The sequence below is a fragment of the Planococcus massiliensis genome (assembly GCF_000821325.1).
GTDB lineage: Bacteria > Bacillota > Bacilli > Bacillales_A > Planococcaceae > Planococcus > Planococcus ruber.
Genome location: NZ_CCXS01000001.1, coordinates 2,166,400 through 2,183,014, shown reverse-complemented (window position 1 = coordinate 2,183,014; position 16,615 = coordinate 2,166,400). Strand labels below are relative to the sequence as shown.

Annotated in this window: 15 protein-coding genes and 1 other annotated feature; of the genes, 10 read left to right on the top strand and 5 right to left on the bottom strand. The window is 44.0% G+C overall.

The features are described from left to right. The first annotated feature begins 85 nt into the window (after positions 1–85). Positions 86–1,171 (top strand): bifunctional 3-deoxy-7-phosphoheptulonate synthase/chorismate mutase, encoded by a 1,086-nt coding sequence (locus BN1080_RS10775; RefSeq protein ID WP_052652061.1) that lies wholly within the window; start codon positions 86–88, stop codon positions 1,169–1,171. A gap of 95 nt (positions 1,172–1,266) precedes the next feature. Continuing rightward, entirely contained in the window at positions 1,267–2,268 is a 1,002-nt protein-coding gene (gene ccpA, locus BN1080_RS10770; RefSeq protein ID WP_052652060.1) for a catabolite control protein A, read from the top strand. A 27-nt stretch (positions 2,269–2,295) separates the two neighbouring features. On the opposite strand, the gene BN1080_RS10765 is transcribed toward ccpA, so the two are convergent. Genes BN1080_RS10765 through BN1080_RS10755 form a run of 3 tightly spaced genes read right to left on the bottom strand, consistent with a single transcriptional unit; the run spans position 2,296 to position 4,742 of the window. Then, the gene (locus tag BN1080_RS10765) at positions 2,296–3,447 is read right to left on the bottom strand and encodes an acetoin utilization protein AcuC (RefSeq protein ID WP_052654564.1); all 1,152 of its coding nucleotides are present in this window, start codon (positions 3,445–3,447) and stop codon (positions 2,296–2,298) included. Next, the gene (locus BN1080_RS10760; protein ID WP_052652059.1) at positions 3,444–4,088 is read right to left on the bottom strand and encodes an acetoin utilization AcuB family protein; all 645 of its coding nucleotides are present in this window, start codon (positions 4,086–4,088) and stop codon (positions 3,444–3,446) included. The genes BN1080_RS10765 and BN1080_RS10760 overlap by 4 nt, the downstream gene beginning before the upstream one ends. Before the next feature lie 21 nt (positions 4,089–4,109). After that, the gene (locus BN1080_RS10755; RefSeq protein ID WP_052652058.1) at positions 4,110–4,742 is read right to left on the bottom strand and encodes a GNAT family N-acetyltransferase; all 633 of its coding nucleotides are present in this window, start codon (positions 4,740–4,742) and stop codon (positions 4,110–4,112) included. Positions 4,743–4,912: 170 nt separating this feature from the next. On the opposite strand from BN1080_RS10755, the gene acsA reads away from it, so the two are divergent. Continuing rightward, positions 4,913–6,631 carry an acetate--CoA ligase gene (gene acsA, locus BN1080_RS10750; RefSeq protein WP_052654561.1) on the top strand — a complete coding sequence of 573 codons (1,719 nt, stop codon included), beginning with the start codon at positions 4,913–4,915 and terminating at the stop codon, positions 6,629–6,631. 475 nt (positions 6,632–7,106) lie between these two features. On the opposite strand, the gene BN1080_RS10745 is transcribed toward acsA, so the two are convergent. Next, positions 7,107–10,067: a transglycosylase domain-containing protein gene (locus BN1080_RS10745; protein WP_052652057.1), complete on the bottom strand. Its 2,961-nt coding sequence runs from the start codon at positions 10,065–10,067 to the stop codon at positions 7,107–7,109. Between the two features lie 107 nt (positions 10,068–10,174). Then, positions 10,175–10,366, top strand: a binding site (T-box leader). Positions 10,367–10,418: 52 nt separating this feature from the next. On the opposite strand from BN1080_RS10745, the gene tyrS reads away from it, so the two are divergent. Further along, the gene (gene tyrS / locus BN1080_RS10740; protein ID WP_052652056.1) at positions 10,419–11,684 is read left to right on the top strand and encodes a tyrosine--tRNA ligase; all 1,266 of its coding nucleotides are present in this window, start codon (positions 10,419–10,421) and stop codon (positions 11,682–11,684) included. Between the two features lie 44 nt (positions 11,685–11,728). Here the strand turns inward: tyrS and BN1080_RS10735 are convergent, their stop codons facing one another. After that, entirely contained in the window at positions 11,729–12,208 is a 480-nt protein-coding gene (locus BN1080_RS10735; protein ID WP_052652055.1) for a hypothetical protein, read from the bottom strand. 207 nt (positions 12,209–12,415) lie between these two features. On the opposite strand from BN1080_RS10735, the gene BN1080_RS10730 reads away from it, so the two are divergent. The 6 genes from BN1080_RS10730 to BN1080_RS10705 all read left to right on the top strand — a co-directional run bounded on the left by BN1080_RS10730 (position 12,416) and on the right by BN1080_RS10705 (position 16,561). After that, a complete protein-coding gene (locus BN1080_RS10730) occupies positions 12,416–13,057 on the top strand; it encodes an FMN-dependent NADH-azoreductase (RefSeq protein WP_052652054.1) in 642 nt (213 codons plus the stop codon). Positions 13,058–13,191: 134 nt separating this feature from the next. Next, entirely contained in the window at positions 13,192–13,809 is a 618-nt protein-coding gene (locus BN1080_RS10725) for an NUDIX hydrolase (RefSeq protein ID WP_052652053.1), read from the top strand. Between the two features lie 24 nt (positions 13,810–13,833). Beyond that, positions 13,834–14,178, top strand: a complete 345-nt coding sequence (locus BN1080_RS10720; protein WP_052652052.1) for a hypothetical protein — start codon at positions 13,834–13,836, stop codon at positions 14,176–14,178. Between the two features lie 149 nt (positions 14,179–14,327). Further along, positions 14,328–14,861, top strand: coding sequence for a sigma-70 family RNA polymerase sigma factor (locus tag BN1080_RS10715; protein WP_052652051.1), 534 nt, complete (start codon positions 14,328–14,330; stop codon positions 14,859–14,861). Positions 14,862–14,863: 2 nt separating this feature from the next. Continuing rightward, positions 14,864–15,271, top strand: coding sequence for a PadR family transcriptional regulator (locus tag BN1080_RS10710; protein ID WP_052652050.1), 408 nt, complete (start codon positions 14,864–14,866; stop codon positions 15,269–15,271). A 6-nt stretch (positions 15,272–15,277) separates the two neighbouring features. Beyond that, entirely contained in the window at positions 15,278–16,561 is a 1,284-nt protein-coding gene (locus tag BN1080_RS10705) for an FtsW/RodA/SpoVE family cell cycle protein (protein WP_052652049.1), read from the top strand. Positions 16,562–16,615 lie beyond the last annotated feature (54 nt).

The following is a 16,615-nucleotide window of genomic DNA, read 5'->3' as shown; positions in this document are numbered from 1 at the left end:
CTTTATTGAATACTTTGCTTATAATAGTCCTAATATGTTAATATGAGTCACTAAGTAAGGTGAATCTCGAAAGGGGAAGTAGAAAATGAGCCAATTAGATTTAGAACAGCTTAGAGAAAAAGTTGACGCAGTCAACCTGCAAATCCTTTCTCTTATCAACGAAAGAGCAACAGTCATCCAGGAAATCGGAAAGATCAAAGAAAAACAAGGTGTCAATCGCTACGATCCGCTGCGTGAACGCCATATGCTTAACTTATTAAAAGACCATAACAACGGCCCGCTTGATCAAAAAACCGTTGACCATATATTCAAGGAAATTTTCAAATCCGCTTTGGACTTGCAAGAAGAAGACCAACGCAAAGCATTGCTGGTTTCCCGTAAAAAGAAATCAGAGGATACCGTAATTACAGTTAACGGGGAACGCATCGGTGAAGGAACCCCTTCATTCATCTTCGGGCCATGTGCAGTTGAATCGCAAGAGCAAGTATCGAAAGTTGCAGAAGCAATTGGCGGAAAAGGCCTTCGTTTAATCCGCGGTGGAGCATACAAGCCGCGTACTTCTCCTTACGATTTCCAAGGTCTAGGCCTTGAAGGCTTGAAAATGTTAAAAGCGGCAGCAGAACAATACAATTTGGCTGTCGTGACGGAAATTGTGACGCCTTCGCATTTGGAAGACGCATTGCCGTACTTGGATGTGGTTCAAGTAGGAGCGCGCAATATGCAGAACTTCGAATTGCTGAAAGCGGTAGGGCAAATCAACAAACCGGTTCTTCTAAAAAGAGGGATGGCTGCTACAATCGATGAATTCATCAATGCAGCAGAATACATCATCGCATCAGGAAATGATCAAATCATCCTTTGCGAACGCGGAATCCGCACTTACGAAAAAGCGACAAGAAACACACTGGACATCTCAGCAGTGCCGATCTTAAAGCAAGAAACGCATTTGCCGGTATTTGTAGACGTTACCCATTCTACTGGCCGCCGCGACCTCTTATTGCCAGCTGCTAAAGCGGCAATCGCAATCGGAGCTGATGGCGTTATGGCTGAAGTCCACCCAGACCCAGCAGTCGCATTGTCCGATGCAGCTCAGCAAATGAATTTGCAGCAATTCGATGAATACTACGATTCATTGATGAAATTCATGAAGCAATACGAATTGAAAATGTAATTCCGAAGAGCCGGGCCCCCCGGCTTTTCTTTTTTTAGTTGATTAGAGGAAACGCTTTATCGTATGATTATAGATATAGGAAAGGAGGGCGCACCGTGACCGTTACGATTTATGATGTAGCAAGAGAAGCGAATGTATCCATGGCTACCGTTTCGCGCGTAGTGAATGGCAACCAAAACGTAAAACCTGCTACAAGAAAAAAAGTATTAAAAGTAATTGAAGAATTGGGGTATCGCCCTAACGCAGTGGCTAGAGGGTTAGCCAGCAAGAAAACGACAACGGTCGGCGTCATCATTCCCGATATTTCAAACAGTATGTATGCAGAATTAGCTCGGGGAATCGAAGACATTGCGACCATGTACCGCTACAACATCATCTTGTCGAACTCAGACCAAAATCAAAATAAGGAACTTCAATTGCTGGAAACAATGCTTGGAAAACAAGTGGATGGCATAGTTTTCATGAGCGATGTAATCTCAACTGAACTTCTTTATGAAATGGAAAGATCGCCAACTCCGATCGTTCTAGCCGGATCGATTGATGAAACGAATGCAGTGGCATCCGTAAATATCGATTATCATGGAGCTGCCTATGAAGCGGTTAAAAAATTGGTCGATAATGGACATAAGAAAATAGCTTTTGTTTCGGGTCCGTTAAGCTCTAAGATCAATAAAGACTTCAAATTAAAAGCCTATAAAGAAGCGTTGGAGGACGCAGGCATCGACTATGATGAGAAATTGGTCGTAGAATGCAATAACTCTTATGATGAAGGAATGAAAGCAGTCGCTACTTTGCAGCCTTATGAGCCAACCGCTTATTTCGTCAGCAATGACGAAATGTCGATCGGTGTCATTCATGCGCTTGAAGAAAGCGGGAAAAAAGTGCCTGAAGATGCAGAAATCATCAGCTACGAAAATTCCAAACTGGCTCGCATGGCACGTCCAATGCTGACATCCATCGCATTTCCTTTATATGATATCGGAGCCGTCTCCATGCGTTTATTGACAAAGTATATGAATGAAGAAGAAATCGAAGAAAAACAAGTCATTTTGCCGTATCGCATTGAAGAACGCCAATCGACAAAAAATAATGCATAAAAAAAGAGCCCTCATCAGGGCTCTTTTTTATGCATTTCGAATCATATATAAGGCTTTATTGAGCATTTGGAAGTTCTTGTCGGTTATTTCTTCTTTTCTTGGAATGGCTTGGTACATATTGACGGGGTCTTCCCACGTTTTAATCAGCGGCACAGGCGATTCGGGCTGCCATTTGGAAAGCCATGGTTCTGGCAAATTGCCATGCGGCAAAGGGAAATTATTCATTTCCATCCAAATCATCGACCAAGCGCGAGGGACAACGCGCCAAATGTCATAACCGCCGCCTCCGACCGCAATCCACCGGCCGTCGCAGTACGTGTGAGCCAGTTCGTGGGCGATTTTAGGAATCTCTCGATAGATATTCATCGTTCCATATAAATGGGTAAGCGGGTCCAAATAATGGGCGTCAGCACCGTTTTGGCTAAGGATAACGTCGGGCTTGAAGAATTCTACAATTTCTTTCATCGCTGTCCGGTAAATATCAAGAAACGATTCATCTTCCGTAAAGGCATCGATCGGAAAATTGAAAGAAGTGCCATAGCCTTGGCCGCTCCCGCGTTCGTTGATATTGCCGGTTCCAGGGAAGAGGTAGCGTCCGGTTTCGTGAATCGAGACCGTGCAGACGTCCGGATCGTCATAGAAGCTCCATTGGACGCCGTCCCCATGGTGGGCATCGGTGTCAATGTAGAGGACCCTCGCTCCGTATTTTTTCTTGATGTAATTAATGGCCACTGAACTGTCGTTGTAAATGCAGAAGCCTGAAGCTTTTCCGCGGAACCCGTGATGGAGGCCGCCGCCCAGGTTCAAAGCATGCTGGGCTTTTCCTTCCATAACGTAATCGACAGCAGTCAATGTGCCGCCGACTAATCGCGCACTCGCTTCATGCATGTTCTCAAAAATCGGCGTATCTTCGGTTCCGATGCCATAGCTTTCACCGGCTTCCGGTGTGATTTCGCCTCTGCTTGCTTTTTTTACGATTTCAATATAGCGTTCGTCATGGGCAAGCAGCAATTCCTCATCTGAAGCGACTCGGGCAGGCACAATCAAGTCTTCTGGAAGCGCATTCATTTCGCGGAGAAGATCGATGGTCAGCACAAGCCTTTTTTGGTTGAATGGATGCGTATCAGAAAATTTATACCCCAATTGATCTTCTGAAAAAATAAATACTGCGTGTTTCATTCGTTCATTTGCGGTGCGCTCGGCCATAAGACATCGAAACCTTCTTTTCGCAAGTCCTCAATGAGCGAAAGCGGATTCATCGTTTGAACCCGGAACACCAGGATTTTGTTCGCGCGATTGCTGCTGTCGGGGTATACCAGCACGCTTAAAATATTCACGTTTTTATCATGGAAAACTTTGGATACATCAAACAGAACGCCGGAGCGGTCAGGGACTTTTATTTCTATTTGCGAGCCTGGCTGATGGGCCCCGGTCAATTCAATGTATTTGTACAATAAATCCGTTTCGGTGATAAAGCCCACCAATTTGCTATTGCTGATGATCGGAAGGCAGCCAATTTGCTGATCATAGAAAACCAATGCGATTTCTTCCACAAAATCCATCGGGTGAGCCGTGATCGGATTTTTGGTCATGATGTCTTCCACTTTTTTTTCGTAAGCGTCTTTTTTAGGAGAGACGGTAAAACGGGAGGGCAGGGCATCTTTTAAATCACGGTCAGATACGACGCCTACGACTTTGCCATTCTCTACTACGGGTGCGTGGCGGATTCGCTGTTTTTCAAAAAGTTCAAATACATCTTGGACGGTTTGGTCCACAGATAAAGTTTGCACTTCCGTTTTCATAATTTCTTCTATTAACATGGAAACACCCCTTTTGTTCGATTAATACATATAGCGGTTCATGAAACGGAGCTGGTCAAATTGCTGGACCGACTCTGGCGGAACTCTGCTGCCGATTCTGGCCATCAAGCAATTGGCGGGATGGGAACTGATTTCCGGATCGTCAGTCGCGAAATATTCCAATCCGCCAGCCTGCATCATCTTCTCCATAATCTTTCGGTACTCCCAGACATTTAATCCGGTGCCTTTTAAATCCCAATGCCAATAATATTCAGTCGTAATGACGATGAAATCTTCGAAATAATCATCCTGCATCGATAAGCGCAGCAAAGATTTTCCGACACCGCCGCCGCGGTATTTAGGAATGATTTCGATGGCGCCAAGTTCAATCAAGTCTTTCATTTTTCCTTCCGACCATCGTTCAAGAGGATCAGGGTAGAGGAAAGTTACGTAGCCGACAATGGTATTTTCCACTCGGGCAATAAGAATGCGGCCTTCCGGGAGATCGGCAATTTCCGTAATGGCTTTGTGCTGTTGGGCCGGCTGTCTAAATGCCACGAGGTCTTCGTGGAATTCAAGCGCTTTCAATTCTTTTGAAGGGACGGGCCCTTCAAGAAGCAGCGGACCATTTTTTGTTTCTAGATTCATTGAATGGTATTCCTTCTGATGTTCCATCTTTTCACCGCCTGTTAGGTACAATTAGGTACATTATACATGAAATAAAAATAGAAATGGGATTTGGAAAGTGAAATTATCCATTGTTTTCTAAAAAGTTAAAATTATTCGCAATCAATTGTCAGAATGTTGTAGAATGAAGGAGAACCAATTGGGAAAGGATGATTTGGATGAAAGTGGAAGCGATACCAGCAAAACAAGGGGAGCATCATCTACATAATTATGAAGACATCGCAGCTAATTTCGACTGGACTGAAGTTGAAAAAGAATTCAGTTGGTATGAAAGCGGTAAAGTAAATATGGCGTACGAAGCGATCGACCGCCACGCTGAATCCTATCGAAAGAATAAAGTAGCTCTTTACTACAAAGACCAATCGCGAAACGAGTCGTATACGTTCTATGAAATGAAGCGTATGACAAACCGTGCAGCGAATTTATTGAAATCCCATTCGGAACTGGAGAAAGGCGACCGCATGTTTATTTTTATGCCGCGTTCTCCGGAACTCTATTTTGCCATGTTCGGTGCCTTGAAAATGGGCTTGATCGTCGGGCCATTATTTGAAGCGTTTATGGAAGGCGCCATTTACGACCGCTTGGATGACAGCGACGCGAAAGCGATTATTACGACTCCGGAATTATTGCCGCGCGTGCCGTTTGACCGGCTGCCGCATCTTAAAACTGTTTTCCTTGTAGGGGAAGAAATTGAAGAAAATGATCATACGGTTGATTTCATGAAGCATCTTCACGGGGCTTCCGATAAATTTGAAATTGAATGGCTGGATAAAGAAGACGGCCTTGTGCTCCATTATACTTCCGGTTCGACCGGAAAACCGAAAGGCGTTCTACATGCCCAATATGCGATGGTCCAGCAATACCAGACCGGCAAATGGGTATTGGACCTTCAGGAGGAAGATATCTACTGGTGCACAGCCGACCCTGGCTGGGTGACGGGGACAGCTTATGGCGTCTTTGCTCCATGGCTGACCGGTACGACTACTGTTATTTTAGGAGGACGTTTTTCTCCCGATGGCTGGTACAAAGCGATTGAAGATTTTGGCGTCACCGTTTGGTATAGTGCGCCGACAGCTTTCCGCATGCTGATGGGCGCAGGAGATGCATTGGTAAAAGAATACGATCTATCAACGCTTCGCCATGTTTTATCCGTTGGGGAGCCCTTGAATCCGGAAGTTGTGCGTTGGGGTGTCCAAGTATTCGATAAACGGATCCACGACACATGGTGGATGACAGAAACGGGAGCGCAGACCATTTGCAACTACCCATCCATGGCAATCAAACCGGGCTCGATGGGCAAACCGGTTCCGGGCATCAAAGTGGCCATTGTTGATGATCAAGGAAACGAACTGGCGCCAAACCAAATGGGCAATTTGGCGATCGAAAAAGGCTGGCCGTCCATGATGCGCCAAATTTGGAACAATCCATCAAAATACGAATCGTATTTCTTGAATGATAAATGGTACGTTTCCGGGGATTCGGCTTATATGGACGAAGAAGGCTATTTCTGGTTCCAGGGACGGGTAGATGATGTCATCATGACTTCCGGCGAACGCGTAGGTCCATTCGAAGTAGAAAGCAAATTGCTTGAGCACCCAGCGGTGGCAGAAGCAGGGGTCATTGGAAAACCGGATCCGGTACGCGGGGAAATCATCAAAGCCTTTGTTGCGTTAAATGCGGGCCATGAACCTTCTGAAGAATTGGTCCAAGACATCCAGCAATTCGTCAAAAAAGGGCTGGCTGCCCACGCGGCGCCGAAAGAAATCGAATTCAAAGACAAACTGCCGAAGACCCGAAGCGGTAAAATTATGCGCCGTGTCTTGAAAGCATGGGAACTCGACTTGCCGACAGGCGATTTGTCGACGATGGAAGATTAATAGAGAAAAGCGGAGGCAGCCGTTTTGATCCGAAAGGCTTAAGACAGATTGGCGAAGCGGGGTTCTTTGCCGTACAGCCAAGATGGCTTATGACCCGAGGATCTGGCTGTTGGAGTCTGGACAATAGAGAAAAGCGGAAGTGCCCGTCTAGCCCCGACAAGCGCTGGAGGGCTTTCAGGGAATGGCGCTCTTTGCCATTTGCTGAGAGACCGAAGCGACTCGAGGGGCTGGGCACTGGAGTCTGGACAATAGAGAAAAGCGGAGGCAGCCATCTAGATTCGCCGGACATAAGACGAGCTGGCGAAGTGGCGTGTTTTCAGCCACACAGCCGGATTGGCTTATGACCCAAGAATCTGGCTGCCGAAGTCTAGACAAAGAAAAGCGGAAACAGCCGTTTAGATCCGAAAGCTTGAAACATAAAAGGCACCAGCTGAGATTTTTCTCAGCTGGTGCCTTTTTAAGTTGCGGGAATAAATTATTCACCGTCGCCTTCTTCCGGTTCTGTTGGTTCAGCCGGAGGAGGGGTAGTGCCGCCATTAGCTGGAGGAGGAGTAGTTTCTTCTTCTTCCTCTTCCTCTTCAGGAGGCGTTTCCGTTTCGTCTTCTTCATCCGCCGGAGGAGCTGTATTTTCCTCCGGTTTGGCAGGAGCCGCCGGTTTTGGCGCTTCAATGCCTACTGTATTGGAGAGCGGCGATTGTTGGCCGGTGATGTCCACAGCTACGACAAAATAGCTGCCTGGACCCGGCAAAGTATAAGAATTTCCACGAGATTCCGAGATGGAAGCGAGTAAAGAATTGCCTCCGCCGCTCCGGTAAATGCGGTAGCCGACGACATCATTCGAAGCGGAATTGCTCCAAGTAAGAGTTCTGCCGTTCAACGATGCTTGAACACCGGCAGGCGCTACGCCATCGTGGTTCAATGTAGAACCGGAAACAATATTCGAGAATCTTGAATTGCCCGGGAAGAGTTTGCTTGCATCTCCGCCCAATTTACCGAGCATGCGGTCAATATAAGCTTTGGAAACACCGGCACCGCCGCTGCTGACAAATTCTCTTGGCGTACTATCCAGTGCCAAGTAACGGGAACCATTTACAGTCGTATAAGATCCTGAAGTCAAGCTGTCATCTGCTTTTGTCGGAACCATAACGTTGGCATTGAACAAGTCGGCTTTCACTAAGCCAGCACCCGAACATGCACCGCCTGGGGCAAGCCCTGAAATGCTGCAGAATGAGCGGGTGACAACGCCTTCAGGTGCTTTGAACGTTTCTTTAGTACCGATTAATTCAGGGTTCGTGTCATAAGCGGCATTCATTAAGCGCGCCCATAACTGGTTAACCCGGACAGAAGGCTGTAATTCGCTGTTTGGCCGGTCATTTAATTGGAACTTCTCTGTTCCATAGCCGAGCCATACGCTCATCGTTACGTTCGGGTTTAAGCCGACGATCCACACATCTTTTGCATCTTGGGTGGTTCCGGTTTTGCCGGCAAAGTCTGAGCTGAATTTAAGTAAGCTGTTTGCACGATTACCAGTACCACGTTCCGTTTTAAAGACATCGCGCATCATATCCGTAAGGATATAAGAAGTTTGTGGAGAAAATACTTGTTCTCCGTCTTCTGTATTTTGTTCAAATACGATATTGCCGTCTGCATCTTCAATGCGTTGAATCATGTATGCATCTTTATGTTTGCCATTTGTAGCGAACATGGAGTAAGCACTCGTCAGTTGTTCAACTGAAGCTTCGACACCGCCGCCAAGGGCAGATGTTAAAAAGGCATTCACTTTCTCTTTATTCTCAATCACTCTCGTTAATCCAGCTTTTCTCATATAGCTGCTTGGATCTTGGTTTTGAATTTGAGAATAGAGGCGAAGTGCCGGCAAGTTTTGGGATTCTGCTAAAGCATTGCGGGCAGGCATGATGCCTTGTTCGCTCGTTGGAACAAAGTTGCTCGGTTTGTAAGGCTTCTGGCCAGGGATATTTTGTGTGAATTTCACATCGACCACCGGGCTGCCAGCCCCGATTTTTCCTAGTTCAATCGCAGGTCCGTAAACCAACAGCGGTTTAGCGGTAGAACCGATGGAACGGAAAGCTTGTGTCGCATGATTCAGTTTTTCGATTTCAAAATCGCGCCCTCCGACAAAACTTAAAATTTTGCCGGTGCTGTTTTCGACGGTCATACTGCCGATTTGGACAGGGTATTGCTTCTGTATTTCTTCGCCCTCTGCATTAAGAGCAGGAGCGGTCAAAGTCGCCCCGTACGATTCGTAGGATGCGGCCGCTTTTTTCTGTGCATCGAACATTTCTTTGTTGATGGTCGAGTAAATGCGGTAGCCATTCGAACGAACGGCACGGTCTGCCAAAATGGCATATTCTTCGTATAACTTATCATTTTCTTCTAATGTAGCAGGGTCGATTCCATTTTGTTCAGCGAGTACATCCATAATGATGCGGGATGCACGTTTTTCTAGCTCAACTGTGATGTGCGGATATTTCTCATAAGAACGCTGTTCATCTAAACGGAAATCTTTTTTGATGTCGTAAGCGATTGCTTCATCGTATTCTTTCTGGGTAATGTATTCTGTTTCCTTCATCCGGAATAGCACCGTCTTCATGCGGTCAATTCCGTACTGCAACGCTTCATCGTCTTTCGGATCGCCAGTTGATGTATAGGGCGTATAGCGGAAAGGCGCTTTCGGGATTCCCGCAATGAAAGCGGCTTGCGGCAAGTTCAAATCACTTGCAGATACGTTAAATAAGCCGTTTGCCGCAGTTTCAATCCCAGCAATATTCGCACCGGAAGAGTTTCTTCCGTAAGGGATGATGTTTAAATAAGCTTCTAAAATCTCGTCTTTCGACATGAATTTTTCGAGGCGCATTGCAAGCAAAATTTCTTTGGCTTTTCGTTCGTAGGATACTTCATTGGTTAAAATTTGGTTCTTGATCAACTGCTGTGTCAATGTCGATCCGCCTGTTTGGCTGTCGGAGTTTGAAACATCCTGGAACAATCCACGGAAAATCGCTTTTGGCACGATTCCGTCATGTTCTAGGAAGTATTCATCCTCTGTCGCAAGAACCGCGTCAATTGCAAATTTTGAAACCTTATCGAGCTTTGTTTCTTTTCGTTCTAAATCGGTGCGTAATTTTCCGATATAGACTTCGTTGTCAAAAAACATCTCAGAGGTTTCGGCATAGCTGTAAATTTCACCGCGCATTTCATCCGGCGTACGAAGTTTTTCTTCGTCCACCAGGGAAGCGAAATAACCGGCTCCAACGGAAGCGGCAAATACACCGCCGACGACAAATATAATTGCAAGCAAAATAGCCAAGTTCCAAAGCACACCACTAGTGATGCTCAAACGTTTTGCCCATTTTGCGGAAGTCCATCTATTGTAGGTTTCTTCGGTTTTCCTAAGGCCGTCCCTTATCTTTTCAAGCACTTTATCAACCTCCTAAAATCTCGCTTTATTATAGCATATTCACACAAAAGCAACTAAAAAGATTGACAATATGTCATAATAAAGTAAACTAACTAATATATTTTCATATTCAAACGATGAAGAGTCCGAAGTAGGCGTTGCAAACTTTGTAGAGAGAGCCGGTGGTTGGTGCAAACCGGTCAAAGCGCAGTAGCTGAATTACAGGCTTGGAGTTTACGGAAGTGCCCCGTACGGCACATATTGAGTCGGGAGAATCAGATTCTCCAAGCTGGGTGGTACCGCGCAAAAGCGTCCCTGCATGAATTTCATGCAGGGGCTTTTTTTATTAGCTGAAACAAGGAGGAAATGGAAATGGCAAATGCATTATTGGAAGACTTAAAATGGAGAGGCTTGCTTTACCAGCAAACCGACGAAGAAGGCATGGAGAAATTATTAGATGAACAGAAGATTTCGTTGTACTGCGGTGTAGACCCGACAGCGGATAGCATGCACATCGGCCATATCGTGCCGCTATTGACATTGCGACGTTTTCAGACGCACGGGCATCAGCCGATTCTTTTAGTCGGCGGAGCTACCGGCATGATCGGCGATCCCTCTGGAAGAAATGAAGAGCGCCAACTGCAGACAACGGAACAGATTGATAAGAACGTGGAAGGCATTAAAGTCCAAATGGAACAAATTTTTGATTTTGCTTCTGAAAATGGTGCGAAAATGGTTAACAACCGCGACTGGATAGGGCAGATGAGCATTATTGAATTCTTGCGCGACTACGGAAAATTGATTTCCGTGAATTACATGCTGGCAAAAGATTCGGTTGCATCACGTTTGGAACAAGGAATTTCTTTCACGGAATTCTCATATACATTGATTCAGGCAATTGACTACAACCACTTGTACAACCATTACAATTGCCGCGTTCAAATCGGCGGTTCTGATCAATGGGGGAATATCACATCAGGGCTTGAAGTGATTCGCAAAACACATGATGAAGAAGCGAAAGCTTTTGGCATCACGATTCCGTTAGTGACGAAAGCGGACGGAACGAAGTTCGGGAAGTCGGCAGGCGGCGCTGTTTGGCTCGATGCGAAAAAGACTTCTCCTTACGAGTTCTACCAGTTCTGGATCAATACAGCGGATGCAGATGTCATCAAATACTTGAAGATTTTCACATTCCTCGACCGCGAAGAAATTGAAGCTCTTGAAACTACAGTGGAAACGGAAGCGCATTTGCGTAAAGCGCAAACGGTTTTAGCTGAAGAAATGACCAAATTGATCCACGGCGAAAAAGCGCTTGAAGATGCGCAGCGCATCACGAAAGCCTTGTTCAGCGGAGATTTGAAGGCTTTATCAGCAGAGGAAATGCGCGCTGCTTTTAAAGATGTGCCATCAGTTGAACTCGCGAAAGAAGCGAAGTCGATTGTCGACTTGATCGTCGAAGCAGGCATTTCTTCATCTAAACGCCAAGCGCGGGAAGATGTCACAAACGGCGCAATTTCGGTGAATGGTGAAAAAGTCACTGACCTTGACTACATCATCGATGAAAAAGACCGGTTGGAAGATGCGTTCTCCATCATCCGCCGAGGCAAGAAAAAATACCATATGGTTCAGTTTAGTTAATAAATAAAGGCAAAATGCGGCTTCCATTGGGAAGCCGCATTTTTTTAATCCGCTTTTGTTTCAAGTGTTTTTTCTTTCTTCATTAATTGAATGAGCTGATAGCCATCAGATGAGTGTCCTGCGTATGGACCCATCCATTTCGGATAGATGACAGGGATGGACGTACCGGCAAATAACCAAAGATTAATGTACATGAAACCTTTCGTGAAATTCTGAAGGTCCCAATTCGTCAGCTGATTTAAAGCGGCGAAAGACAAAAGTGCAAGGCTTAATGAAGCAGCAGGACCTCCTGCTAAGAATAAGAATCGTTGAATTTTTGATCGTTTTTCTTTTGGCTTCACCAAAGCGCAAAATCCGTAATAAGCCCACCGGATATGAAACGAAATCTTTCCGAACCGAAAATTTTCTTTATTGCTGTCATCCAACGGACCTAGATAGACTCTCACTTTTTCTTTGGATAACAAAGCACTGCCAATGGCATGGCCGACTTCATGAAGAAGGACTGCAATCGGTAGGCCAACCAATTAAATCAATACAAAAGAAATCATGCCATCCCTCCTGGTCTTAATACGGAGCTAGAATCGAAAGGTTTCACCAGTAAATGGAAAAAGTCATAAAATGTTCACGAAATGAATATCTTGAAGTCAGGATAAGTCGTCTCACAACAAAAAAATACGTATTCATTATATGATAGGGGATGTGAATATAATTTATTGGAGGAATTTGAACAAATGAATGTATTAGTAGTAAAAGCGAACAACCGTCCGGCAACTGAAGGCATTTCAAGCAAGATGTACGAAACGTTCATGGAGTCGGTGAAAGATAATAAAGACTTGAACGTAACAACTTATGATGTGTACGAAGAAGATATGCCTTATTTCGGCCAAGATCTTTTCAATGCATTCGGCAAATTGCAAAATGAAGAAGAATTGACAGATATCGAACAACGTCTATTAGCAGCGAAACAAAAAGCAATGGATGCCATTTCTGCAGCTGACCTTGTGGTATTTGCATTCCCATTATGGAATTTGACGATTCCTGCTAAATTGCATACATTTATCGACTATGTGTATGCCGCTGGATTTGCATTCAAATACGATGCAGAAGGTAATATGATTCAATTGATGACAGACAAAAAAGCGATTTTCTTGAATGCACGCGGAGGCGTTTACTCTTCACCAGAAGCGGCACCGATGGAAATGGCTGTTAATTATATGCGCAATGTTTTCGGCGGCGTGTTCGGCATGCAGATTGTTGATGAAGTCATCATCGAAGGCCATAACGCAACACCTGACAAAGCGGCACAGATTATCGAAGAAGGCCTTGAGCGAGTGAAAGAGGCAGCTTCTAAATTGGTTCACCAAAACGCATAATCTACTAGAGAAGCGCTTAACCGTCTATCGAGCAATTTTGCTTGGTAGGCGGTTTTTTTTATTTTAAAGAGGAATAGCGGCATTCCGCAGAGAATGCAGTTAAGAGGATATTATTAGTTGAATCGAGGGATTTAATGAGTACAAAATGGTTGGAATGGGCTAAACGCATTCAGTCTCTGTCTCAAGCAGGGTTAACTTACTCGAAAGATGTATACGATATGGAGCGTTTTGAAGAATTGCGCACTATCAGTACAGAAATTATGGCTGAACATACCGAAGTGGAAATGGAAAAGATCAAAGACTTATTTGCGAGTGAAAAAGGTTACCAAACTCCCAAGGTGGATGTCCGGGGAGCCGTATTCCGGGATGGGAAAATTTTATTGGTCAAAGAGAAAGTCGACAATAAATGGGCGCTTCCAGGAGGCTTTTGTGATATCGGCCTATCCCCAAGCGAGAATATTGTGAAAGAAATAAGGGAGGAATCGGGGTTTCAAGCTGTTCCAGTAAAACTATTGGCTCTTTTGGATATGAATAAACACGGACATCCGCCGCAGCCCTATCATTATTATAAATTATTTGTTCAATGTGAAATTGTAGGCGGTAGGGCATCATTTGGAGTAGAGACGGACGGAGTCGAATTTTTCTCAGCTGCTGCATTGCCTGAACTTTCTTTGAATCGGAACACAGAAGCTCAAATCGAGATGCTTTTTTCGTTTTTACATCATCCAGAAAAAGCAGCGATTTTGGATTGAATTTAAAAGTAGGGTGGGGTATGGATGAAGCGGCAGCATGCGGGTTTGGGAATAATAATAGCGGCACTTGCAGCTTGTATGCCTACAAGCCCGATTATCGAGAAAGAAATAGAAAAAATCGATATTCGCTGTCTGGAAACGGAGGCTCTGATTGAAATCACAGATCCGGTCCGTTTACAGGCCGTAAAAGAGGAAATCAATTCAAGCAAACGAGAAGGAACAGAAGAGTTCGAACTGGCGGAAGGCCATACTGCAATATTGCGATTTGATGATGGCAGTGAATGGGAGACGACGTTTTATCCTTCAGGGCATGCAGTGATTGAAGGATATTATGTCCGTTCAGAACTTGAAGATTTTTGTGGAGAATAAAAAAGGGGATGAAAGTGAATAGGTTGGCTAAACATCGTTTATGATCTAAACGGTGTTTTCTTTTCGGCTCCAAAGCTTAAAAGTTTTACGGCGTTTTCCAAACTTTCTTTTTGTCTGGGTCGTCTAAATTTAAGACAGGAGGCTAAGCAGTGGACGAAATAACGTTTGACCAGATCAGTACAGCAAGTTCAGAGGAAATTATTAACGAAGCTATTAAAGAATATGGAAAGGAAATTTTGCAGCTCGTATATTCTTATGTGAAAAACCGGGCGGCTGCAGAAGACTTAACTCAGGAAATTTTCATTAAGTGCTATAAATCACTGCATACATACAAGCAGAAATCGACATTCAGAACGTGGCTCTGGCGAATTGCTATCAATCATAGCAAAGATTATTTGAAAAGCTGGCATTACAAGAATATCGTTCTCGCTATAGAAGAGCCATTCCTTCATGAGGACAGCAACATTGCGCTGGAAAAATCAATTATCCAAAAAGATGAAGATGAGGAACTGGCTGCTGTTGTCATGAAATTACCCGTCATTTATCGGGAAGTAATCTATCTCTATTATTTTCAAGAGCTCTCAATCCGTGAAATTGCTGCAACTTTAATGAAGAATGAAAGTACCATCAAAACAAGATTAAAGAGGGCTAAAGAACTTCTTAAAGAAAGTTTGGAGGGATAACAATGGAAGAACGTTTAAAAGAACTGAGACAAGTGATGAAGAAAAAAGTATTCAATCAATTGGAATTTACAGATCAACTTAAAAACAGCATCCACACGGAAATAAGAAAGCAGGTGGAGAGTGATGAATATGTCTATTTGTCTGTGCTGCAACTTCTCGTACAAGAAAAAACAGGTGTTGTCTTAATCACTTACCTTCGAAGCAGGGGCATTAAAAGGTTTGAAGAAAATGAGGGATTGCTATATAGCTTATTGCATCGTTTAGAAGTGAATGGTCTTTTGGTCAGCAAATGGGAAGAGAATGAAGCAAAGTTGTATAGTTTAACTGATAAAGGCCAGAAAATATTAAGGAAAGCTGAAAAGAAATATGCTGTTAAACAGTCTTATTTAAAAGAGATATTGGAGGTGTAAAGAGCTGTGGGGAATAGAAAAAACCATTATGTGAAGAAAGTGACTGAGCAAGTTCGTTCAAAAGAAGCGAAAGAACAGGTTGAAGCTGAATTAACTTATCATTTAAGAGAAACCCAAAAGGCATTGCTTAATAAAGGACTTAATGAGATGCAAGCAGAAGAAAGGGCAATTGAACAGATGGGAAGTCCAGTTCATTTAGGGATACAGCTGAATTCGCTTTACCGGCCAAAACTGGATTGGGCCATGCTAACGCTGTTCCTGTTAATTATCGGATTTAGTTTCTTGCCTCTCGTAGCAATAAATGCCGCAGACCTCGGCAGTTATATCGGGAAGAAAAGTGTCATGGCAGTGCTTGGAGTTGCAGCTGCAATAGGGTTAATGTTCTTTGATTACCGGAAATTAAAAAATCTACATTGGCTATTTCTGGGGATTGGGATTATATTGCTGCTTCTGTTGAATTTCCTGTCCACTGGAATGATGAACGGTTATCCAATTATCGATTTTGGTCCGCTGTCTTTTCAAATTCTACATACCTTGCCAATTTTATTTCTGTTTTGGGCTTCTTATTTAGTGCAGGAACAAGCGGTATTCTGGAAAGCTGCTCTTTTCTTTCTCCTGACTTCCGCTTTAATGCTAAATGCAGGTGGAATGGCTGCTTTCCTGATTTATAGTTTAATGGTTTTAACCATGTTGATATCCAGCTCCTTGAACAATAAGAAAATATTCGGATTTGCAGCAGTTTGCTTGACGTTAACCGCTTCTATAATGGCTATCACATTTACTTCTCTGAAAGAGTATCAATTAGAGCGCTTCTATGCGTTTTTGAATCCTGAAAAATATAGTGAAACTTCGGGATATATGTACATGCAAATTAACCAAATAGTAAGTGAATCCACATGGTTTGGCGATCTTAGCGACATGCAGTTTATCCCTTCTGCGCATACAGACTTCATTTTCTTAAATATTATTCATCATTTTGGATGGGCAGCTGGGTTGCTTCTTTTACTTGCGTTAACTGGAGTGGCCGTTCGCATGGTCTATATTGCTCGCCAACTAAAAGATCCATATGGAAAGATGTTGCTGAGCGGAGGAGTTGCTCTATTTGTAGTTCAAGCTATTTATAATATCGGGATGATTTTTGGAGTGCTGCCGTCGATCAGCATGTCATTGCCGCTTCTCAGTTACGGATTCTGGCCGACTATGCTTGGTGCCTTAGTAGTGGGCATTTTCCTGAGTGTTTATCGCCGCAAAAACTTTAACATTAGAGCTGAACCGAAGTCTTTGCATTAAGTACTGAAATTCCGTAATGATTGGATCAAAAGGAAAATGTTTACCTCCTCTCTC